The 21226-nt window shown below is 37.9% G+C and carries 19 protein-coding genes and 1 other RNA gene; 13 read left to right on the plus strand and 7 right to left on the minus strand.

All coding sequences use genetic code 11. From position 1 onward, the window contains the following. Window positions 1-29: 29 nt before the first annotated feature. Window positions 30-2429 (minus strand): TonB-dependent receptor domain-containing protein, encoded by a 2400-nt coding sequence (locus AACM45_RS14225; protein ID WP_339143513.1) that lies wholly within the window; start codon window positions 2427-2429, stop codon window positions 30-32. A gap of 185 nt (window positions 2430-2614) precedes the next feature. Here AACM45_RS14225 and AACM45_RS14230 point away from each other — a divergent pair, with 185 nt between their 5' ends. Continuing rightward, window positions 2615-3673: a sensor histidine kinase gene (locus tag AACM45_RS14230; protein WP_339143514.1), complete on the plus strand. Its 1059-nt coding sequence runs from the start codon at window positions 2615-2617 to the stop codon at window positions 3671-3673. Beyond that, window positions 3670-4392 (plus strand): LytR/AlgR family response regulator transcription factor, encoded by a 723-nt coding sequence (locus AACM45_RS14235; protein ID WP_339143515.1) that lies wholly within the window; start codon window positions 3670-3672, stop codon window positions 4390-4392. Before AACM45_RS14230 ends, AACM45_RS14235 begins: the two co-directional genes overlap by 4 nt. Window positions 4393-4398: 6 nt before the next feature. On the opposite strand, the gene AACM45_RS14240 is transcribed toward AACM45_RS14235, so the two are convergent. Next, window positions 4399-4956, minus strand: coding sequence for a hypothetical protein (locus AACM45_RS14240; protein WP_339143516.1), 558 nt, complete (start codon window positions 4954-4956; stop codon window positions 4399-4401). Between the two features lie 77 nt (window positions 4957-5033). Here AACM45_RS14240 and kdsA point away from each other — a divergent pair, with 77 nt between their 5' ends. Next, entirely contained in the window at window positions 5034-5846 is an 813-nt protein-coding gene (gene kdsA, locus AACM45_RS14245; RefSeq protein ID WP_445227730.1) for a 3-deoxy-8-phosphooctulonate synthase, read from the plus strand. Here the strand turns inward: kdsA and AACM45_RS14250 are convergent. Beyond that, window positions 5843-6223: a DUF1801 domain-containing protein gene (locus AACM45_RS14250; RefSeq protein ID WP_339143517.1), complete on the minus strand. Its 381-nt coding sequence runs from the start codon at window positions 6221-6223 to the stop codon at window positions 5843-5845. The genes kdsA and AACM45_RS14250 overlap by 4 nt on opposite strands. A 94-nt stretch (window positions 6224-6317) precedes the next feature. On the opposite strand from AACM45_RS14250, the gene AACM45_RS14255 reads away from it, so the two are divergent. From AACM45_RS14255 to AACM45_RS14275, 5 genes are all read left to right on the plus strand, one after another. Further along, entirely contained in the window at window positions 6318-6923 is a 606-nt protein-coding gene (locus tag AACM45_RS14255) for a hypothetical protein (RefSeq protein WP_339143518.1), read from the plus strand. Between the two features lie 4 nt (window positions 6924-6927). Continuing rightward, window positions 6928-7224 (plus strand): winged helix-turn-helix domain-containing protein, encoded by a 297-nt coding sequence (locus AACM45_RS14260; protein ID WP_339143519.1) that lies wholly within the window; start codon window positions 6928-6930, stop codon window positions 7222-7224. Between the two features lie 49 nt (window positions 7225-7273). Beyond that, window positions 7274-8662 (plus strand): cell envelope integrity protein CreD, encoded by a 1389-nt coding sequence (gene creD, locus AACM45_RS14265; RefSeq protein WP_339143520.1) that lies wholly within the window; start codon window positions 7274-7276, stop codon window positions 8660-8662. A gap of 68 nt (window positions 8663-8730) precedes the next feature. Beyond that, the gene (locus AACM45_RS14270; RefSeq protein WP_339143521.1) at window positions 8731-9042 is read left to right on the plus strand and encodes a hypothetical protein; all 312 of its coding nucleotides are present in this window, start codon (window positions 8731-8733) and stop codon (window positions 9040-9042) included. Then, window positions 9032-9679 carry a DUF1361 domain-containing protein gene (locus AACM45_RS14275; RefSeq protein WP_339143522.1) on the plus strand — a complete coding sequence of 216 codons (648 nt, stop codon included), beginning with the start codon at window positions 9032-9034 and terminating at the stop codon, window positions 9677-9679. Before AACM45_RS14270 ends, AACM45_RS14275 begins: the two co-directional genes overlap by 11 nt. Window positions 9680-9767: 88 nt before the next feature. Here AACM45_RS14275 and AACM45_RS14280 read toward each other — a convergent pair whose 3' ends face one another. Both AACM45_RS14280 and AACM45_RS14285 read right to left on the minus strand, forming a co-directional pair. Beyond that, entirely contained in the window at window positions 9768-10037 is a 270-nt protein-coding gene (locus tag AACM45_RS14280; protein WP_339143524.1) for a hypothetical protein, read from the minus strand. An 87-nt stretch (window positions 10038-10124) separates the two neighbouring features. After that, a complete protein-coding gene (locus tag AACM45_RS14285; RefSeq protein ID WP_339143525.1) occupies window positions 10125-11321 on the minus strand; it encodes an NAD(P)-dependent oxidoreductase in 1197 nt (398 codons plus the stop codon). Window positions 11322-11526: 205 nt separating this feature from the next. On the opposite strand from AACM45_RS14285, the gene ssrA reads away from it, so the two are divergent. Further along, window positions 11527-11925: a transfer-messenger RNA gene (ssrA, locus tag AACM45_RS14290) on the plus strand. Between the two features lie 233 nt (window positions 11926-12158). Next, on the plus strand, window positions 12159-13403 hold the full coding sequence (locus AACM45_RS14295) for a site-specific integrase (RefSeq protein WP_339143526.1): 1245 nt from the start codon (window positions 12159-12161) through the stop codon (window positions 13401-13403). 195 nt (window positions 13404-13598) lie between these two features. On the opposite strand, the gene AACM45_RS14300 is transcribed toward AACM45_RS14295, so the two are convergent. Further along, window positions 13599-14588: a hypothetical protein gene (locus tag AACM45_RS14300; protein ID WP_339143528.1), complete on the minus strand. Its 990-nt coding sequence runs from the start codon at window positions 14586-14588 to the stop codon at window positions 13599-13601. Further along, entirely contained in the window at window positions 14575-16536 is a 1962-nt protein-coding gene (locus AACM45_RS14305) for an AAA family ATPase (RefSeq protein WP_339143529.1), read from the minus strand. The genes AACM45_RS14300 and AACM45_RS14305 overlap by 14 nt, the downstream gene beginning before the upstream one ends. A gap of 996 nt (window positions 16537-17532) precedes the next feature. Between AACM45_RS14305 and AACM45_RS14310 the strand changes: the two genes are divergently transcribed. From AACM45_RS14310 to hsdR, 3 genes are all read left to right on the plus strand, one after another. After that, entirely contained in the window at window positions 17533-18045 is a 513-nt protein-coding gene (locus AACM45_RS14310; protein WP_339143530.1) for a hypothetical protein, read from the plus strand. After that, window positions 18042-18731: a hypothetical protein gene (locus AACM45_RS14315; protein WP_339143531.1), complete on the plus strand. Its 690-nt coding sequence runs from the start codon at window positions 18042-18044 to the stop codon at window positions 18729-18731. The genes AACM45_RS14310 and AACM45_RS14315 overlap by 4 nt, the downstream gene beginning before the upstream one ends. Before the next feature lie 110 nt (window positions 18732-18841). Beyond that, window positions 18842-21226 carry an EcoAI/FtnUII family type I restriction enzme subunit R gene (gene hsdR / locus AACM45_RS14320; RefSeq protein ID WP_339143532.1) on the plus strand — a complete coding sequence of 795 codons (2385 nt, stop codon included), beginning with the start codon at window positions 18842-18844 and terminating at the stop codon, window positions 21224-21226.

A 21226-nucleotide genomic window follows, 5' to 3' on the forward strand; every position in this document is an offset into this window, starting at 1 on the left:
TCCACTTTTAAATTTAATTAACAGACCTTTTAATTTTCAATACGGTTCTTTTCGTCTTCAAGGCCTGTTTTACGTTTTCTTGCCTTTTTGATTTCGTTTCTTCCGAAATCATAGGTAATTCCGAAAGCGACCTGCCTGCTATCACTGCCCCCACTCCCATCAATGAACAGATCGCCGAATTGGGTGGTTCCTTGCCACGGTATGGTAAAGAGAATATCATTGAACGCCAACCTTGCCGTCAACCTGTCATCGAGAAACTTTTTCTGAAATGCCACGTTCAATGAGCCCAAAGCCCTCGTCTGATATGTACCGCCCCATACCGTTGGCGAATTATACCAACCAGAAACTTCCATTCGAAGGCCTTTTGGCAATGTGAAGGTATTTTGGGCATAAAGGCTAAATGTTTCTTGCTTCACAGAAAGAAATTCAGGGCTATTGGCCTTAAAGCTACTCACGTAAGCGTTCAAGCTAAAATAAAGGTTCCACCATTCGTTGATCTTCTTCGGATACGAAATACCGAAGTTGATGATTTCATTATCCGCCACATTTCGCGTGGTAATAAAATTTCTGCCGTCGGATTCAGCTACGGTAACTTGTGCAAAAAAATCAGATACGTAAGTATAGCTTATCGAAGTCGTCAACCGGTAATTGAAGGTATGCGCAAGTTTTATGTTGTCGGTATACTGTGGTTGAAGAAACGGATTACCCTGACGAAATGACAATTCGTTCAATACATATTTGAATGGATTTAAAGATTGATAGTTAGGTCGTTGTATTCGTTTGCTATACGTCAATGCAAATTGATTCTTTCGATTCAATTGATAGGTGAGTCCACCAGAAGGAAAGAAATCGGTATAATTACGCTCAACTTGGGCATCTTCATTTTGCTGCATACTTACCAAACTACCTTCAGATATCGTATTTTCTATACGAAGCCCGGCCTGTACATTCCATTTTCCCTTTTTGACATTATAGTTTACATAGGCTGCATTAATGGTTTCGTCATAGTCAAATTGATTGCTTTCCATCGGGTTAAATACATCAGCTCCATCTATTCGATTAAAAAAGTCAAAGGTATTTTCTGTATTTACGAAAGAGAACTTGACCCCCAAACCTAACTTTCCCTTCAATAGGTTTTGCTCATAATCCGTTTTAAAAGTGGCAATCTTGATATCAATGGGCGTATTTTGACTTGTGGTATTTTCACTTAAAATCTGTGACTCGTCACCATTAAAATAGATATTGGGCTGAAACGCAGTTCGGTCACTATTGTACCTTCCAAAATCTACATCGGTGTTCAAAGAATACCCTAAAGTATCGGTATACCGGTAATTTATGTTGGCATTCAAGTTGTACGAAGTATTCGTATTTCTGGTATCTGTAACCAAAACGCTATCATTTGCTATGTTTGCCACTGGGCGAATAGGGGTTCTAGAAAAATTATCACTAAAAGAATTGTTGAAATTACCGTTCACTATGGCTCCGACCGTACTTTTTTCAGAGGCATAAAAATCGTACCCTAATTTTAAGTTGTTACTATTTCTATCATAAATACTGTTGGTGCGGGCTCCGAAAAAGGTTTCAGATTGAGTACGCAACAAGTTGATAAAGCCCGTACTTTTGCCAAAACGATTGCTATAAGTACCATAGAGGTTTCCCTTTTTCCCCCTGTTATTAAAATTGATACTGCTATTGGTGCGTAAAAAGTCGCCCACGGTAATACCAGAAGTCACAGAGCCATTGGTTCCCAAGCTTTTATCCTTCTTGAGCTTAATATTGATAATACCTGCATTACCAGCGGCATCATATTTAGATGAAGGCTGTGTGATGATTTCCACTGATTCAATATCAGTCGCCTGAAGACTCTCTAAATAGTTCGTCAAATCCTCTCCTTGTAAGATTGATAATTTATCATCGATAAAGATTTGAACTCCTGTTTTACCTTCTACAATGATACCACCGTTATTATCGACAATGACCCCCGGTGCTTTACGCAATAACTCAAAAGCACTGGTACCTGTCGCATTGATTGTATTTTGCACATTAAATACCGTTTTGTCCGCCAATACCTGTACCATGGGTTTTTCAGCAGTTATTGTTACCTCTTCAAGGTTTTCCGTTGCTTCAAATAAGGTTATGGTACCCAAGTCAACGTTCTCGTCATTAGTAACCAATTCCAATTGGTAATCGACAAAGCCTAAATTGGTAATATTCAACTTAAAATTACCTGAGGGCGTATTCTTTATGATAAAAAAGCCCTGCTCATCCGTTATAACTGCTTTTATCAGTGTAGCATCTTGTTGTAGATTCAAGGTAACCGCTGCATAAGGTACCGGTTCTTGCATTTCTGAAATGACTTTTCCTTTGATTGATTGCCCATTTGAATTCAGGGCCAGGCCCAATATGATAAGGGTGAATAACGTTTTCATGATTGTTTTTGGTTTTATAATAGCCCAAAATTGAAGTTTTCATCCCTTGCCAAAAATTGGAAACTGATGAATGGGCTAATAGTCTGCCCAATTGACCGGACCATTGAACTGCCTATAGGACCACTCGTCTGAAATTCAAGCCACGCTTCACCTTATCTTTTTATCTTGCCAAAAAAGTGTTGGACATGGACAAAAAGCTATTTTGGAATTTAAAGGGAAAAGAAGTCTTAGCATTGGTACTCTTCTATATCTTCTCGGCAACGCTATATTATATAACGCTTTGGATAAATCAAGGAGGGTTAAATGAAGTAGACAAAACCTTTTTCAGTATTGTTAGATACTTTGACATGAGTGGACTTCAATACAGTGTTTTTTTTCTTTTCACGCTGCCCATATGGTATTTGATTTTTAATCTGTTTCAATCTAAAAAACTGTATTTGCGTTTGTTATTGCATATCATCACCCTGCCCATTTTTGTTTATGGTACACAGAGAACTTACTATTGGGTATCTGAATTAATGGGCTTTTACCACCTTGAGGGCAGGGCATCTATCTGGGATGTTTACATTCCGGCCTTATTCTATCTTTTACAGTTCGGTATTTTTCACGCTTACGAATACTATAAGGAAAACCAGCGGAAACTAATTTTGGAAGGGGAATTGCGCCAAGCTGCCCTTAAAAGCGAACTTGCAGCCATCAAAGCACAATTGAATCCTCATTTTCTGTACAATGTTTTTAATACCATCAACGCATCCGTTCCCCCTGAAAATGAGAAAACACGACATATGATCGGGCAACTCTCTGATTTATTCAGATATCAACTTAAAGCATCAAAGACCGATATCGTTACGCTCGAAGAAGAGTTAAGCTTCGTCAAAAAATATTTAGATCTCGAGAAAGAACGCTTTAAGGAACGTTTGCATATCGATATTAAAGTATCTAACGATTTAATGACCGAAAAAATACCCCCAATGCTTTTACAACCTTTAGTAGAGAACTCTATAAAACATGGCCTTTCAAGTTTAATTGAAGGTGGTACCATATCCATCTACATTTTCAAAGAGGAAGGAAAACTCAAGTTTGAACTATCAGACACTGGTGTGGGTATCAAGAATAAACAAGGTGTTTTTGGTAAGGGTGTTGGTTTGACGAATACGAAACTTCGACTACAAAAAATGTATCAAAGCCAATTAGAACTGTTGGATAATTCCCCTAAAGGACTTCTGATACGATTTGCCATATGAAAAAGGTCTTGATTGCCGATGACGAAGAATCTGGCCGTATTTTGATAAAAGAATACCTGAAGAATTTTCCAGAATTGGTATTGCTAACCGAAGTCAATAATGGTGTGGACGCTATAACCGAAATCAATCGATTCAAACCTGATTTGGTTTTTTTAGACATTCAAATGCCCGGCAAGACAGGTTTTGAGGTGTTGGGGCATTTAGAGGAGATTCCGCAAATCATCTTTTCAACGGCATACGACCAATATGCCCTACAAGCTTTTGAGGTTCATGCCGTTGACTATTTATTGAAACCTTACACTAAAGAACGTTTTGCCAAAGCAATAGAGCGCCTGGAGTCTGGAAAAAATGATGTGGCAACGCTTGCCCAAAGTGTCATTATGGATAAGGAGGAATATCCGCAACGGGTGTTGGTGCAGCAAAACAAAAAATTGGTTACCATTTCCGTAGCGGATATTATCTGGATCGAGGCGTACGGCGATTACTCAAAAATCCATATTGAAAATGCTACGTTTGTTAGTAATTATGGTATTTCCGGCTTGGAGGAAAAATTGAACCCTGCATCTTTTTTACGCGTGCATAGGTCATCAATCATCAATTTAGAAAAAGTTCACGAGCTCCATAAATATGGTAAAGCTTATGATGTCACCATGATAAATGGTGATGTAGTTCGTGTAAGCAGGGGCTATATGGATGCGATAAAGAAAATCATGTTCTGAAAACATTTATTTACCAACACACCAACGTTTTTCACTGACGATCCATCCGATACTGATATTTGCCACGGGGTAAATTCCACCCTCAAAAGGGCCTACATAATACCCTGCCCCGGCATCAATTGAAATACTAAAACCATCACCGATGGTACGTTGTATTCCGTAAACCAGACCACCATAACCCTGTAGTCCATCGACCAGCCTATCGTCCGCAAAACGTTCTTCAGGCCCAAAAATCGCTACGGTCGGGGCGATGTAATTGCCAGCATTGCCAAAGGCTTTTCTACCATTGCGGAACCTTTGTCCTAAATTATGGTAAAAACGGGTCTGTAAGGTAAGGGCAGGAAAAATAGCAATATCCTGTAACGGTTCTGCGACTGCAGGATCCAAAGCGGGTTGAAGGGCCAAACGTACGTTAAAGGTAGTGTTCACCCCTATCCCTTGCTCATATTCCAAACCTGGGCTAATGGCATTGATTTTCCACTGTCGAACTTCGCAGTTCTTTCCGAACTGTGCGTGCAGTGAACAAAGGCATAACCAAAAAATTAAAAAGGTAATTTTTTGCATAGTAGGTTAATTTGGGTACTATGATAACACATACTTGTTCAAAATAGTATTTTTGTGCAAAACATTAACGTATACTTATGAATCAGATACCGCAATTAAAACATCAGGATAGTGCTAATTTCTTCTTGTTGGCAGGGCCTTGCGCCATTGAAGGGGAAGACATGGCACTACGGATTGCAGAAAAGGTGGTTGAAATTACCGACAACCTTCATATTCCCTATGTTTTTAAGGGTAGCTTTAAGAAAGCAAACCGCAGTCGTATTGATTCATTTACCGGCATTGGTGATGAAAAGGCCTTAAAAATACTTCGCAAGGTTTCAGAAACTTTTGACGTTCCCACGATTACGGATATTCATACCGAGCAAGACGCGGTAATGGCTGCCGAATATGTTGACGTATTGCAAATACCGGCTTTTTTGGTCAGGCAGACCGATTTGGTTGTTGCCGCGGCACAAACTGGTAAAACCGTTAATTTGAAAAAAGGGCAGTTTATGAGCCCTGAAAGTATGCAACATGCCGTCAAAAAGGTGACGGATTCTGGCAATGAAAACGCTTGGATCACCGATAGGGGCACCATGTTCGGCTATCAAGATATGGTCGTTGATTTTAGGGGCGTTCCCACCATGAAGCAATATGCACCCGTAGTACTAGATGTGACGCACTCCCTACAACAACCCAATCAAGCATCGGGTGTAACCGGCGGACGACCAGCATTGATAGGCACCATGGCCAAGGCAGGAATTGCGGCTGGGGTGGACGGATTGTTTATGGAGACCCACTTTGACCCTGCCAATGCCAAAAGTGATGGCGCAAACATGTTGGATTTAAAGCTATTGGAAAAGTTACTAACGGATTTGGTCGCCATACGAAAAGTAGTCAACGAGCTTTAGTCCTCATCCTTTTTTTTATAAAATCCTTTCCCGCTAACACTGTAGGCGTCTTGTAGAACCGTAATCAAAACGGTATCGTCAATAACTTCGAGGGATTCATATCGTAACGATTTGACCACTTTTCGTTTTTCGGTAACCATTTGGTCCAAGTGTTTGGTCAAATGCGCCGAATTCCAAAACCCCACATCAACATATCTTTTTTTAGGCGGAACGTTCAAATAACAGATGGGCGACTTCCCTGAGTAAAAACAAGGAATGTTCCATTTATACTTTAATTCGGTTTCGGGCAGCGTGATTTCCACCACCGATTTGATATGCAATAAAATACTACGATAAGGTTCATTTTGGGATAATATGTAGTTCTCAGCAGGATTCATAACAGTTACAAAAACTCATTTTATCGATTTTCTTTAAAAAAATAAGTCAAAAGTTGAATTTTATTTTAACTTTGAATTTCAAAGTACTTTTAAAATGGATTCAAATAAATATCTTGATGATATCTCAAAAATAAAGGATTTAATGAATCGCTCGTCGCGATTTATCTCTTTAAGTGGGCTATCTGGTATTATGGCGGGCCTCTATGCACTGACCGGTGCCCTGATCACCTATTTGTTCTTGCTTCCCAAGCCTGGGGAATACCTGACCTTACATAGTTGGAACTTTAGATTGATTGTCATTATCTTAATTTCAGTGGCCCTACTTAGTGTGTTAACGGGCTATTTATTGACCTCAAAAAAGGCTAAAAAGAACAACGAAAAAATCTGGGATGAAACAACAAAAAGGTTACTTGTCAACTTCCTTATTCCCTTGCTGACCGGGGGTATCTATATTCTCATCAAACTCAATAGCCAACATTATGGTCTTACCGGGTCACTGATGTTGATTTTTTATGGCCTGGCCTTGGTCAACGCTTCAAAGTATACCTTGGGCAATGTCAAATACCTGGGATACGCCGAAATCGTACTCGGACTCGTTTGCGCTGCACTACCCGGGTATGGTTTCTGGTTTTGGATTCTCGGATTCGGTGTTTTTCATATCATCTATGGAAGTTTAGTTTACCTTAAGGAAGAAAAATAACCGAATGGGGCTGATTGACAACATTAATAAATTATTCGATCATCGAATTCGTTTGGGCATTATGTCCATTCTTATTGTCAACGAAAGTGTTGATTTCAATCGGCTCAAAGAACTGCTTGAAATAACCGACGGCAATCTGGCCAGCCATACCAAAACCTTAGAAAAGGCCAACTATATTTTAGTCGAGAAATCCTTTATAGGGCGTAAACCCAATACCAAATACAGTATCACAAAATCTGGGAAAGCGGCCTTTCAAAAACATATTGAGGCGCTGGAAAACTTAATTCGAAAACAAAATTAATTTTTTTATCATTTTACTTTGAAATACAAAGTACTTTTAAACTTTACAAATGGAAACAATTAAAAACAACAAAGGATTTGGAAATTGGATACGAACCAGTATCACTGCCAGAATGTTAATGATAGGCTTTATCATCTTAGTACTCTTGATACCGTTGATTTTTATAAAAGAGTTGATTCGAGAACGTGCTTCACGCCAACAAGATGTGGTTCAAGAAGTAGGTAATTTATGGGGCGAAGAAGTGCTTTTTATGGGTCCCATACTTAAGGTTCCCTATAAGACCTACACCGAATCCACAAAAATGGTCACGGGCACCAAATCGGTTATCACAGAACGTACCAGTAAAATCAAATACGCCTATTTCTTTCCTGATGACCTTGAAATTGATGCTCGGGTAGACGCCGTTAAAAAAGAACGGGGTATTTACGAAACCTCTGTTTTCTCTAGTGAAATGAATTTTACAGGAAGTTTTAGCGTACCCAATTTTGCCCAAAACGACGTCAAATCAGAAGATGTTCTATGGCAAAAGGCAACCATTCTCATAAAGACCTCAAACCTTAAAGGCATTAAAAATCAAATTGAGATGCAACTGGGTGGTTCAAAAACGAAATTTCTTCCCAAGTATAAACAATCCGACTCAGACGGAACCTATCATCCTAATTATTTGGCCATGCATGAACTGGAAAGTGCATTTTTGAATGAAACAGCTTTACCCAAAGTAGGTCGTATCAATTTTACGACCCTTATGACCGTAAATGGAAGTTCTCGAATACGGTTCGTACCTGTTGGCGAGCAAACTACCTTACACATGACCAGTAACTGGGAAGATCCTAGTTTCACCGGAAATTTCTTGCCTGAAGAAGATGCGGATGAAAGTGTTACCAATGAAGGTTTTGAAGCCAATTGGAAGGTATTGCAGACGAACCGGCAGTTTGAACAGGCCTTTTTTGGGCAACTTCCGAACCTTTCGTCATTTTCATTTGGTACCGACCTATTGGTACCTGTAGACGAATATCAAAAAAGCGAACGTTCCGCAAAATATGGGTATTTGGTCATTGCCCTTACCTTCTTGGTCTTCTTTTTAATACAGACCATTAGTACCATCAACATCCATCCCTTTCAATACTTGATGATCGGGCTTGCCCTGGTCATGTTCTATACATTGCTTATCTCCATATCTGAACACCAAAACTTTTTAAAAGCGTATGCTATTGCCAGTACCGCGGTCATCGGTTTGATTAGTCTGTATTCGCAAAGTATTTTAAAGAGCATCAAGTTCGTACTCTTCATATTCACCTCGCTTACTGCGCTTTACACCTTTATTTTCGTCATCATACAATTGGAGAGTTATGCATTGCTCGTAGGCAGTATCGGGTTGTTTTGCATATTGGCAATAGTCATGTTCGCCTCACGAAAAATTGATTGGGCCCGGGCTTAACTTATTTAGTTGGTTGCTAAAGGGTCGCAGCACACTATTGTTGCGGCTCTTTTTCAAAATAATATACCATGCTATCAGAAAAACTTATGGAAGAACTGAGTAAAGGTGCCCTAATATTGTTTTTGGCCACTACCCTTTTAGGAGGACATTTGACCGCTAGCTACCTATTTCTAGAACCAAATTATCCTGTTAGGGCGTACTATGGTTATGTTGCATTACTGATTCTGGTCATCAACACCCTGTATTTTTTGATGAGTCTTGCATTTCAGTTTTCACAACTACCCAACAAGCAAGGGTTGATGAAGTCCGCACTTTGTTTGCTCATCAATATACCCATCACCATCTTATATATCGTAATACTCATCGCTTATGAAATCTAAAGATCTGGTTTACCAAAAATATGCTGAGATCAGCACGCTGACAATAGGCTCCATTCTTGCCGTAGTATTGTTACTAGTTCGTATAAAACTTACAGGAAGTTACTTTCTGTTGTTTTTGGGCTGGAACCTTTTTTTGGCATTGATTCCCTTTGCAATCGCGCTACTGCTGTATAAACATCCGGTAATCATGGCAAAACCGGTGTATAGAACTGTAATTTCGTTCGTTTGGCTGCTGTTTTTGCCCAATGCCCCATATGTACTTACCGATTTCGTCCATCTGCACCTGAGTAGTCTAAAATTAGTTGTTTTTGACACGATACTTATAGCCTTCTTCGCGGTGACCTCTTTCTTATCAGGAATCTATTCTTTAAGGATATTTCAAGAATTTTACAGGATTTTCTATGCGGATGGGATAGTACGATTTATGACGTGTGCAGTTGCCCTACTTTGCGGATACGGCGTTTACCTAGGTCGATTTATACGGTTGAACAGCTGGGATGTATTTACGCATCCGAAAACCACTTTCATCTTAATAATCAGAGGTTTGGAGCATCCGCTTGCTTGGTTGGTCACGCTGATATTTGGAATGCTTATCTTTATTACAACAACTCGATGGGGCACACGCATTAACAAATAGATTGAACTTGAGGTAATCGTTGCTTCTTATGATTTCCGAAACATTGGACTGTCATTGAACGAAATGTAAGAACAAAGACGAGCTCAGCTCATAAAAAATCTTGGGAACCGTTAATCTCGACATCAAAGGCCTTTCTAATTTTAAGCAGGTACTGTTGTGGGGTTTTCTTGGAAATCCATACCCAATTCGAATTCATATCCACATCAAAATGAAAACATGAAAAGTCACCATCCAATTCACTGTCCATTTGTTTCAATAAAAATTTGGTGATTTTCGGCCTGAGTGTATACTCAAGCTCGATGCAGCGTTTCGAAAAATCTTGCTCCGTTTGGTTCTTAAAAATCCAGTTGAATTTCACTGTTTTCGCAATAGTAAAGCTATCAAATATATGAAAAAACCACTTTTAACCTAAAAAGCAACCCAATCTTTCGATAAGCCCCAGAATTTAATTGACATAATCACTTAAGTACTGGTATCGCTCTGTCAATTTTCCGTTTTTGGTCATTAGCGCCCTTTCTAGAATTCCATCGGCATCCCCATTAAAAAAAGCAGGGATTACGTATTTTGAAAAAGCCTCACCAAATCCGTCACTGGCATCACGTGGCAGTTCGGCGGGCAAGTTATCCACCGCCATTACGGCAATGGCTTCAGCAGCTTTAAAATCCATTTCGCCCTCTGACTGGGGTTCGTACCCATAAATAGGTTCCGCAATCGTTGATGGCCTTATCGTGGTTGCCACTGGGCCATCAATATCGCAGCTGACATCAGCAACTACCTTTATGTTAAAATCAGGGTGTTTGGCATCTTCCCTAGTGTATAAATATGGTGCGCCGTCGCCGTAAAAATGACCTGCGATATAGAAATCCGTTACCTTGGCGAATCGAAAGAAATTGGATTTATAGTCTTGCGGATTGGCAAAAAAATCCGCTTTATTACCGCGAACGCCATCTTTGCGTTTGTTATATTCAGAGGCATCAATTTGGCAATAGACCGGTTCTTTAAAAGTAGTGCTTAGATAGTCCGCAACATTCACTTTTTTAAGTCCCATGGCATCCAACATTTCTTTAGCACCATTACCGACCCTGCCCCTACCCGTAAGTAATATCTTGATGTTAGGTATCTTAATGTTCTGAAGTGCCGCAATCAAGGCTTGCCTATCCCTTAGGTTCTCGGCTTTAGGAAGCTGAAACAAATTGTATTTAAGCCCGTAAGCCCTTACCCCGTTGTAGGCCCCGACAATGCCCGCATAACGCCCAAACGCAACCAAACGTTGGCCATTTTGATTGGTAATTACCTCATGATCATACAATTCAATGTTCTTTGCCAAAATTGCCCTTAGCAAATCACGATTATAAGGTTGCTTTTTTATAGTGTGGGAAAAGAAAAAATATTTCTTATTAGGAATTAAGGCTTTGATAGGTACTTCCTTGACCCCTAAAAGCACATCACAAGATTCCATTTCATTGGCTACTTTGATACCCGTTTCACGATATTCATCGTCAGAAAATATTCGAATGGGCGAGGGTTCGACAACGATTTGTGCCTCGGAATGTTTTTTTAAGACATTTTGACAAAGGTTTGGTGACAATACGACCCTTTTATCAGGTGGGTTTTTGCGTTCTTTGATGATTCCGAACTTCATTTGGCTTTGGTATAATTATTGACCCAATTTAAGTGGATTGTCTAGGGTACGCAAACTTTTCTACCACCGGCAGATAAATTATGTAACTTTGACATCCTTTTAAAAAATTGTTCATTGAAAAAAAAGATGGGATGAGAAAAGATCCCTCGACTACGCTCGGGGTTCAATTCGATTTCACAAATCATAGATTTGTTATCTCATTGAAGGGGCCGACTGGTTTTGACAGCGAGACCAATTGGAATGTAAGCATGCCGAGCTATGGAAGTAATGCTCGTTAAACTCTATTCCACACTTTTAATTGGCGATAATAACTACGCTCTTGCCGCTTAATCTGAATTATAGTAAGATTGGCCTCGTCGCTACTAGGTAGTGAAGCGAGATGTCTCAGAATAGCCCTTGTTGACGGCGATTCGTTTTGAGGCACCATAAAAGTCAACATAAGGTTATTGTTTGCTTTGACAATAGCACAAAAATTTTAAGAAGCTAAGCGTACGATAGGCGGTTTTTGGTCGGTCGTGCGTCGACAACTGAACAAAGACTAAGCATGTAGAAAGCCTTTTAATTGCTTGTTTGGACGAGGGTTCGAATCCCTCCGGCTCCACTTTTTAGACACCACTCTAAATCTTAAACCCTGTAATCATATGATTTACAGGGTTTTTCATTTTTTATGATATCAAATAATATCATTTAAAATCAAATAAAAAGACACCTATTCGGTGAGCATTTTTAAATTTAAAAATGGGTGTCGATTTCTTTATAATTTACTAATTATTAGTTTTTTACGATTTTTTATTTTATCTTTTTTTCGTCTTAATCGATACCTATTCGACACCTAAAATGGCGGCTCATACCTATTCCATATTATTTTACCTTAAGGACAAGCGTCTTGACAAGAACGGTAAGGCGGGTATTTATGTGCGAATTACCGTGAATGGAAGGCGTTCCACACTAAGCATAAAGCGCAAGGTTGCCCCAGAACACTGGGACTCCCGAATGAATCGTGTAAAAGGAAAAGAAGAGGAGGCTAAAGAATTGAATTATTATATGACGACCATTCGTCATAAACTTAACAAAATACATCATCATTTAATTGAGGAAGGAAAACCGTTTTCTGCGGAAGATATTAAGGTTCGTTTCCTGGGTAAAGGTGAACCCCGTAAGATGTTGCTCGAAGTTTTTGAGGAGCATAATAAGCAAATGAAATCCTTAGTGGGCAGGGAATTTGCGTTAGGCACTTGGAAGCGGTATAACACCACTTTTAAGCACACGGCCGCATTTATCAAAAAGCAATACGGGAAGAATGATTTTCCGATAAGGGATGTAGACCATAAATTCATTACACGCTTTGAATATTTTTTAAAGTTTAGCAAAGAGTGCAACCACAACAGTGCGCTGAAGTATATCAATAACTTTAAAAAAATTATTCGAATGGCTGTGGCCAACGATTGGATTCAGAAAGACCCTTTCTACAATTACAAAGTAAAATTCAAGCATGTAGAACGTGAATTTCTGGCTAAGGAAGAACTAGAAGCCATTATTCGCTTAGATTCATTGATGCCGCGCCTAGAGCTTGTCAGGGATATGTTTGTCTTTTGCTGCTTCACAGGTTTGGCATATATCGATGTCAAAAAGCTCACCCCAAACAATATCGTGACCCATATTGATGGCAGTCTATGGATTCAAAGTGCACGACAAAAGACCCGTTCGAAATTGGGCATTCCCCTACTCCCTACCGCGATGGAAATCATTGAGAAATATGAGAATCATCCTCAGGTCAAAAATGGGGAATGTGTGATTCCCGTATTAAGCAATCAAAAATCGAATTCCTATCTTAAAGAAATTGCTGACCGCTGCGGTATCTCAAAAAATCTGACGACCCATTTGGCCAGACATACTTTTGCTACTACCGTAACCCTTTCCAATGGCGTACCCATTGAAACAGTAGGCAAACTTTTGGGGCATAAAAATTTGCGGACCACACAACACTATGCAAAGATTGTGAATAAGAAAGTGAGTGATGATATGGCAATATTAAAAGTTAAATTGGCGAAAGGTTCTAAAAAACAAAAATCTTCCAACTGAAGAGTGGAATTTCTTTCAGTTTTTGATAAAAGTAATCATGTTAAATTTTCGAGAAGGGTGAGTTTTGGAAGCGTTTAAAATAGCTAAACAGCAAATCCAGTTCTTTGAACAGCCATCAACTCTTAGTACATTAGCAGAGTCCCATAGTTTGATTTCTAAGTCTTTAAGTTCTTAGTTAGTCATTTCTTAATCTTATCAGAAATACGGGTAAAAGTCTTCGCAAATATCTTTCATCATTTTTGCCAGTGGTCGTTTTAATAAATCCTTACTCTCCATATAATTGCCAGTTACGAATCTTTTTATCATCTCGTCAGATAATACTTCACCATAGTTTTTTTTGAAGAAATCAACCAATTCTTGCCTTTTGTATTTATTATAAAACAATGACTTCAAGTATGTTTCCGCCACAACATCATTGAATTGATCATACATTGCTTCAATTTTAAACTGTTCATTGTAATTATCCAGTTTTTTTTGCTTTTTAGTATCTCCGTAGTGTTTAGCTCGAAGACCCAAAAGTAATTTTATCTTATTCTTATTAATATTCAAAAGAAATTCAACTAGACTTGAATGATCCGCCTCAAATACTGCAATCTGATCTAAACTATCAACATAAGGATGAATGTCTTCTTTTAAGTTAAAAGCCTTGTTTGATTTACTCATATTACAACTAGAGCAACATGGTAGCAGGTTAAAAAAAGATAAGCTCAAATAAGGATATTTATCTTGTGAAAAAAAGTGATCAAGATGAAACAACAACTTGGTCTTACCCTTACGCGCTACAGTTAAAGAATATTGTGTATTGCAATAAGTACAGGACTTAATATTTAGCTTCTCTGATAGCCATACGGCCCTAGCACTTCCACGAAATCTATCATACCCAAAAACATCTTTTATTGCTAATCCGGTTTTATTCAGAGTCTTATTTTTTGGTTTCAAAATCCTAGATTGATACCCTTTTGAATCAAACTCTTGTATTATCATTTCCAACTCCATTGGTTTTGCCTTAATAATTCGGTGAAGGTTTTTTTTGAGATAATTGAAAAGAGCCCTATCCCTATGCCTTGTATTTTTAGCTAACCAATCATCAATGCGCTTCATCGGAGATTTATAGTTACCATTTGATTTTATAATCAAACTAGCATAATCATCAACGGTAAGATTTGAAACTTTAATCGTTATCATCTGGTGATTCATTTCTTAATTTCTCCTCCAACTCTTGGACTTTTTTCTCCAAAGCACTCAATTTATCACGATTAGAAAAGTTATTTCTCATTATTTCCAGTTGTTGCTTGATAATAGGTTCTCCCAAACCCTCAATTATGTAATCTACTTCTTCCAAAGTTTCAGGAGTATGTTGTTGAATTTCGCCTTTCAAAACATCCAGCGCGAATTTGATTTTATTCTTTGCAAATTCCCCTATTGTTCCATTATCCATAAAAAAGGAATCGGACAATAAAGAATAAATATTGGCACCAAATGTTTGCTCCCTATTCAATTGAGATTTTACTGCGTTTCCATTTACACCTTTGTCCATAAATATTACGTTTTCTTTGGGAATATCGGACAAAACAAACGGGCTATGAGTAGTAAAAATCAATTGTATTTTCCTCTCATTGAAAAGATTGGACAAATAGGTAATCGCGGTGTCAAAAAACATCCTCTGCCATTCAGGATGGAACGCAATTTCTCCTTCATCAATAAAAATGAGAATTTCTTCACCCTTTGATTCTTGAGAGTCTTTTTCAATTATCTCTAGCTCCTTTTTAGCATAGTAAAACCTTGAATAGAAATTAAGTAAATTTTGTTCTCCCGCACTCATTTGATGAAAAAACTCGTAATGAAAATGAAGCTCATTGTATAACAGACGTTTCGTGGTCGAGATTAGTTTTAACAACTTATTTTTGATGTTTTCTTTTCTTGTATCAATTTCAATCCTTCGATATAGACTGTAAATCTGCAAATCTCTTTCGTCACCACGTGAAAGACTAGGTTCAATGATTTCTACTTCTAAATCTTCCCAATTATGACTATCTACAAGAGCATTTAGTTGTTTTTTTAGATTCTCTAAATCGGATAAAAGAGATTTGTCTTCAAGATTATATTCGTTATCGAGAATGAAGTCTAGTAAGAATCCTTCGGCGAAAGATTTTTTCCCAAAAAAGAGAAGACCCCTAAAAAAACATTTCAAAAAAGTTAGACGAAATGCATTTTTTCTAGTTTCACCTTTGACATTAAATGTTTCAAAACCTGTTCTTGTTTCAGAGTCAGATTTATATTGCTCAAAAAGGTGATGGCTAAATCCTACTTCGATGTTTTGCAATTCCTCATAATTTCTAGACCGTCTTTCCCCTGCCTCATCCTTTCCATATGATCTTGGTTGATTTAATAAATTATTCTCAGAGGGATGATCTATTGTGATTTGAATAATATCTGGAACGTCAATTAATTCTCTTATTTCGCTATAATTCAAAATAATATCTGACTCCCGTATTTTTTCACAACGAATATGAGCGGCCAAAGAATCCGTTGAATCCTTTTGACCCCAAGAATACCAATCATTAATAATCACAGATTTTAAGGAGTCGTAGACATCATATCTCATTAAATAACTAGTCGATATATTAATCATATTGCCAAGTCCACGACCGCTATAGAAAAGCCTATAGGAATGAATTGGGCAATAATAAATTATTTTGGTTTTTTCTAATATGTGCCAATCTCTCCCAGAATTTTTATCTAGTGGCGCATCCTTGTACCTAAATATCTCATATCCCTTTTCTTGATAAAAATTTTCATTCTTAAACTCAATATTTTCTTGAATAAATATCTTTTGGTCCAAAACCAACAAACCCTTGCCTGTCATGTAAACGGACAAACCTGAACTGACATGAGCAAGATTATATGTCAAAAACTCACTAAGGTTAGTTTTACCGGAACCATTTTTCCCAACAATGGCAGTTATCCCGGTTATATTTGAGCTGAAGAATTTTTTTGGAGCTTCTTTTTTTGATTCATTGACATGCAATTCATTGTTAGTAAAAGAAAACTGTTCTCTACTAGAATGTTTGAAATTGAAATCAATATCCTTGAGGTTTTTATAATCTTGAATCCATGTGTATTTGAGTTCCATTTTCGTATCAAAGTTCGGTGTTCAAAAAATCTAAATGCCATACTCTAAAGAATCGGCTATATCAGAGCCGTCATCCGGTTTAACTAGGAAAGCTTTACCATTCTTATTTGAAATAGTAATTAAAAGAATATTAAATTCTAAAATAGAATTTTTATCCTATTGCAGGAAAAATCCAACAAAAAACTAATCCATGTCAGGTTATTTTGAAGTTTATTATAAATAATAATTCATTTGAAGCAGTTCTAGCAAGTTATTTTCAGCCCCAAATCCACCATAACTAACCTGCGCTGGATCCTGTTTCGATTTTATAGTGTGCAGAAAGCTAAGCGTAAAGTAAAATTGAAATAGGGCGCACTTGCTATTTTCAAAATCATCTCTCCTTTCAAAATTCTATTTGGAAGCGTCTTTCAAATCGCAACAAATAACTGCAAATTAAATCCGTGAAAAAAAGTGGCTCAAACAGCAACAATTTGAGTCAAATACTATTTTTTGCGCCAAAAATTTCCAGTGTTTACTGGGGCTCCCAGAGCTTTTGGCGCAAAACTTAATTTTCACGGATTTTTATCTCTCTGTAAGAGATTGAAAATCAGTAAACTAAAAATCGTAACATCGCTTTAGCGTGTTACCCTCTTGCTTTACATTCTTCGTCCTGCTGGCAGGACAAAAAATGTAGACACAATGTGCTTTTTGAATCTATTAAATTCAACTAAATCAAACCAGATTTTATGAAATCCTAAATTCTTTGAAAAATCTTTTTTTTATCATTTTATATGGTATGTTATGCCATCAGATGACTTCAAAATGGCTTGTGAGGTAGATTATCTGCACGGCAGTTAGGACTTAACCCAATTTCAACGAAACTTGGGTTGTGTCCGGACAGAAAGAACCAATACACTCCATGCCCAATGAATGAGGTATGGTGTGTTCTGGTTCTTGTTTATTTACAAAAACATTGTAGATTCGCATATCGCGATTCGCGAATTGCAAATTATAATCATGAAAAAGCATAGTGGTATGCGACCACACGACGTGGTCATTTTACTTAAGATTATTGCTAAAGGTGATGAACCCTGGTTTAATAAAGACCTGGCCAATGAATTATATATAAGTCAAAGTGAGGTTAGCGAATCCTTGCACCGAAGCAAAATTGCAGGGCTTATTTCAGGAGATAAAAAACAAGTTTTTAAAGCTGCCCTTTTCGATTTTTTGACTCATGGGCTCCGTTACGTATATCCTGAACAACCTTCATCTTCCGTCAGAGGGGTACTAACTTCCCATAGTGCTCCCCCACTGAATGAAGTCATTCAAAGTGAGCAAGATTACGTTTGGCCCTATACCCTTGGTTCAAATCGTGGATTTGCCATTGAGCCTTTACACCCCAATGTTCCAAAAGCCTGTCTTGAAGATGCCAAACTTCATGAATTGTTAGCATTGACTGATGCGATGCGATTGGGAAAGGCTAGGGAACGAAATTTGGCTACTAAAGAATTGGAAAAGCGTTTACAATGAAGAATACGCTTATCAATAAAGAAATTATTAAAAAAGTAGCTTCTGCCCTAGGAGATTTAAATGATGAAGTCATCTATGTGGGTGGGGCTACCGTGAGCTTGTATATCAATGACCCAGCAGCAGATGATGTACGGCCAACAAAAGACATCGATATCAGCCTACAAATTCTTTCCATCCCCCAATTGGAAGAAGTAAGACAACTTTTAATTGAAAAAGGCTTTATACAATCTGCCGACCTTGGTGTTATTTGTCGGTTTCAACTGGATGATGTTTTAGTTGATGTTATGAGTACCAAGGCTGTGGGTTGGGCTCCTGCCAACCCTTGGTTTGCAAAAGGGTTTGACCTTAGAGAAACTGTTATGGTTGATGATATCAAAATTCAAATCATGCCCCTACCCTATTTTGTGGCCAGTAAATTCTCTGCTTTTAAGGATAGAGGTGGAAACGACCCTAGATTGAGCAAAGATTTAGAGGACATCACCTATGTATTGGATAACCGTACCGATTGGCATGAGATTCTAGCCAATAGTTCAAAAGAGGTCAAAGATTTTCTACAAACCTGTCTGGAAGAAATCTTGGAGAGTGCTCAACTTCAAGAAGCGGTGATGGGATTTATGTTTTACGACGGACAATCTGAGCGTTTTGAAATGATAAAGAAGAAGATTCAATTCATATTGAATAATTAATTAAACAGAGAAAAAAGTATTGTATTTATCAACTTATCCATACTCAGAATGCCTTGGCATTTTTTAAACTGTGAGTGTTTTACTACATTGTATTAACAGCCAACTGACCAATGAATAAAAAAGACTTATCCGAATCTGACATAAAGGCCAAATTTATTACGCCTGCTATACTCAATGCAGGTTGGGATGAACTAACCCAAATTGGTCGTGAAATATTTTTCACTGATGGTCGCATTTATGTTAAAGGCAAGCTGACGGCAAGGGGCAAAAGAAAATTCGCTGATTATATTCTCTTTTACAAGCCTAATGTTCCAATTGCCATTATCGAGGCAAAGGACAACAAGCATAGTTTAAAAAGTGGGATACAACAAGCACTGGGCTATGCGAATACTTTGGATATTCCTTGTGTTTTTAGCAGTAATGGTGACGGGTTCTATTTTCATGATAAAACCACAACCGATGGAATAATTGAAAAAGAAATCGCTCTAAGAGAGTTTCCTAGCCCTGAAGAGCTTTGGGAAAAATATAAAAAGTACAAAGGAATTGAAACCGAGGAAGTTGAAGAAATAGCCAAACAAGATTATTTTCAAGATAACTCGGGTAAAACACCAAGATACTATCAGCAAATAGCAATCAATAGAACTATTGAAGCGGTTGCCAAAGGACAAAACAGGATTTTATTGGTAATGGCTACGGGTTGTGGTAAGACCTACACAGCTTTTCACCTTATTTGGAGATTATGGAAAAGTGGCGCAAAAAAGAGAATTCTTTTCTTAGCCGACAGAACAGCTTTAATTGACCAAACTTTCCGCAAAGACTTTGCTCCTTTTAAGGAAGCAATGACAATAATAAAGAACAAAAAAATTGATACTGCTTACAATATCTATTTAGCTCTTTATCAAGGATTATCTGATAGTAAATCTGAGGATGCCTATAAAAAATTCAGCCAAGATTTTTTTGATTTAGTAATTATAGACGAGTGCCATAGGGGCAGCGCAAAAGACGATAGTAAATGGCGTGAAATATTGGAATATTTCAACAAGGCAACTCATATCGGCCTGACAGCTACCCCTAAGGAAACTACTGAAGTTTCAAATATTGACTATTTCGGTGAACCTATTTACACCTACTCCCTAAAACAAGGTATTGATGATGGCTTCCTAGCACCATATAAGGTAATAAAGGTAACGCTCGATATTGATGCCGAGGGCTGGCGACCACCAGATGGATTCTTAGACAAGAACGAAAATCCCGTTGAGGACAGAATTTACAATCGAACGGATTTTGATAAGAACATTGTTGTTGATGAACGAAGGCAATCAGTCGCACGGAAAATTACAGAATTTCTAAAGGGCTATGACCGATTTGCAAAAACCATCGTTTTCTGTATTGACATAGAACATGCGGAAGGAATGAGAACTGAATTAGCTAATGCCAACCCAGACCTATTCTTGCAAAATAATAAATATGTTATGCAAATAACAGGGGATAATGAAGAGGGGAAACGGGAATTGGACAGTTTTATCAACCCTAGTGAGTCCTATCCTGTCATTGCGACCACATCAAAGCTTATGACCACAGGTGTTGACGCTCAAACTTGTAAACTTATCGTCTTGGACAGCAATATCGGTTCAATGACGGAATTCAAGCAAATAATTGGTCGAGGAACCCGAATAAATGAGGAATACGGAAAAACGTATTTCACCATAATGGATTTCCGAAATGTCACAAATCTCTTTGCTGACCCAGAATTTGATGGTGATCCTGTTATGATTAAACAGGTAAATGAAGATGAAGATTTAAGCGGTGCTGAAGATGAAACAACAACAGAAATCATCACCGATATTCTAGATGGTGAGGAAATAGAATTTCCAGATGAACGGGACTATCCAGCAATTGAAGGTGGTGGTCATATCATAAATGAACCTAGCGGAAAAATTAGAATTAATGGCGTTCCAGTTAAAATCGTAAATGAACGTATTCAATATTTAGGAATAGATGGAAAAATCATAACCGAAAGCTTAAGGGATTACACTAAAAACAACGTAACCAAACAATTTAAAACGTTGGAAAAATTCTTGAATCATTGGAATCAAGCAGAAAAGAAAGAAGCAATAATTCAAGAGTTAGAAGAGCAAGGTATTTTCTTTGACCTTCTCAAAGAAGAAGTAGGTAAGGATTTTGACCCTTTTGATTTAATCTGTCATTTAGCTTTCGAGGCTAAACCACTTACACGCAAGGAACGGGCCAATAACGTTAAAAAAAGAAACTACTTCACCAAGTATGGGCAAAAAGCCCAAGCCGTATTAAACAGTCTATTGGATAAGTATGCAGAAGATGGCCTCTTGACCATTGAAACTACTGAAGTTCTAAAACTTGATCCATTGAATAAATTGGGAACCCCCATGGAATTAATAAAGGCCTTTGGAGGTAAAAAACAATATTTATCCGCCCTAAAAGAGTTGGAATCTGAATTATATAATAGCATAGCGTAA

Source organism: Croceitalea sp. MTPC5 (genome assembly GCF_036985505.1).
In the GTDB taxonomy this organism is placed as follows: domain Bacteria; phylum Bacteroidota; class Bacteroidia; order Flavobacteriales; family Flavobacteriaceae; genus Croceitalea.

Bases quoted from the DNA above. Each gene is read 5' to 3' on its own strand.
- AACM45_RS14275 (WP_339143522.1), top strand. From the start codon at position 9,032: ATGAAATCTAAAGATCTGGTTTACCAAAAATATGCTGAGATCAGCACG.
- AACM45_RS14300 (WP_339143528.1), bottom strand. From the start codon at position 14,588: ATGATAACGATTAAAGTTTCAAATCTTACCGTTGATGATTATGCTAGT.
- hsdR (WP_339143532.1), top strand. From the start codon at position 18,842: ATGAATAAAAAAGACTTATCCGAATCTGACATAAAGGCCAAATTTATT.
- AACM45_RS14230 (WP_339143514.1), top strand. From the start codon at position 2,615: ATGGACAAAAAGCTATTTTGGAATTTAAAGGGAAAAGAAGTCTTAGCA.
- AACM45_RS14295 (WP_339143526.1), top strand. From the start codon at position 12,159: ATGGCGGCTCATACCTATTCCATATTATTTTACCTTAAGGACAAGCGT.
- AACM45_RS14240 (WP_339143516.1), bottom strand. From the start codon at position 4,956: ATGCAAAAAATTACCTTTTTAATTTTTTGGTTATGCCTTTGTTCACTG.
- kdsA (WP_445227730.1), top strand. From the start codon at position 5,034: ATGAATCAGATACCGCAATTAAAACATCAGGATAGTGCTAATTTCTTC.
- AACM45_RS14225 (WP_339143513.1), bottom strand. From the start codon at position 2,429: ATGAAAACGTTATTCACCCTTATCATATTGGGCCTGGCCCTGAATTCA.
- AACM45_RS14315 (WP_339143531.1), top strand. From the start codon at position 18,042: ATGAAGAATACGCTTATCAATAAAGAAATTATTAAAAAAGTAGCTTCT.
- AACM45_RS14310 (WP_339143530.1), top strand. From the start codon at position 17,533: ATGAAAAAGCATAGTGGTATGCGACCACACGACGTGGTCATTTTACTT.
- creD (WP_339143520.1), top strand. From the start codon at position 7,274: ATGGAAACAATTAAAAACAACAAAGGATTTGGAAATTGGATACGAACC.
- AACM45_RS14260 (WP_339143519.1), top strand. From the start codon at position 6,928: ATGGGGCTGATTGACAACATTAATAAATTATTCGATCATCGAATTCGT.
- AACM45_RS14250 (WP_339143517.1), bottom strand. From the start codon at position 6,223: ATGAATCCTGCTGAGAACTACATATTATCCCAAAATGAACCTTATCGT.
- AACM45_RS14285 (WP_339143525.1), bottom strand. From the start codon at position 11,321: ATGAAGTTCGGAATCATCAAAGAACGCAAAAACCCACCTGATAAAAGG.
- AACM45_RS14255 (WP_339143518.1), top strand. From the start codon at position 6,318: ATGGATTCAAATAAATATCTTGATGATATCTCAAAAATAAAGGATTTA.
- AACM45_RS14235 (WP_339143515.1), top strand. From the start codon at position 3,670: ATGAAAAAGGTCTTGATTGCCGATGACGAAGAATCTGGCCGTATTTTG.
- AACM45_RS14270 (WP_339143521.1), top strand. From the start codon at position 8,731: ATGCTATCAGAAAAACTTATGGAAGAACTGAGTAAAGGTGCCCTAATA.
- AACM45_RS14305 (WP_339143529.1), bottom strand. From the start codon at position 16,536: ATGGAACTCAAATACACATGGATTCAAGATTATAAAAACCTCAAGGAT.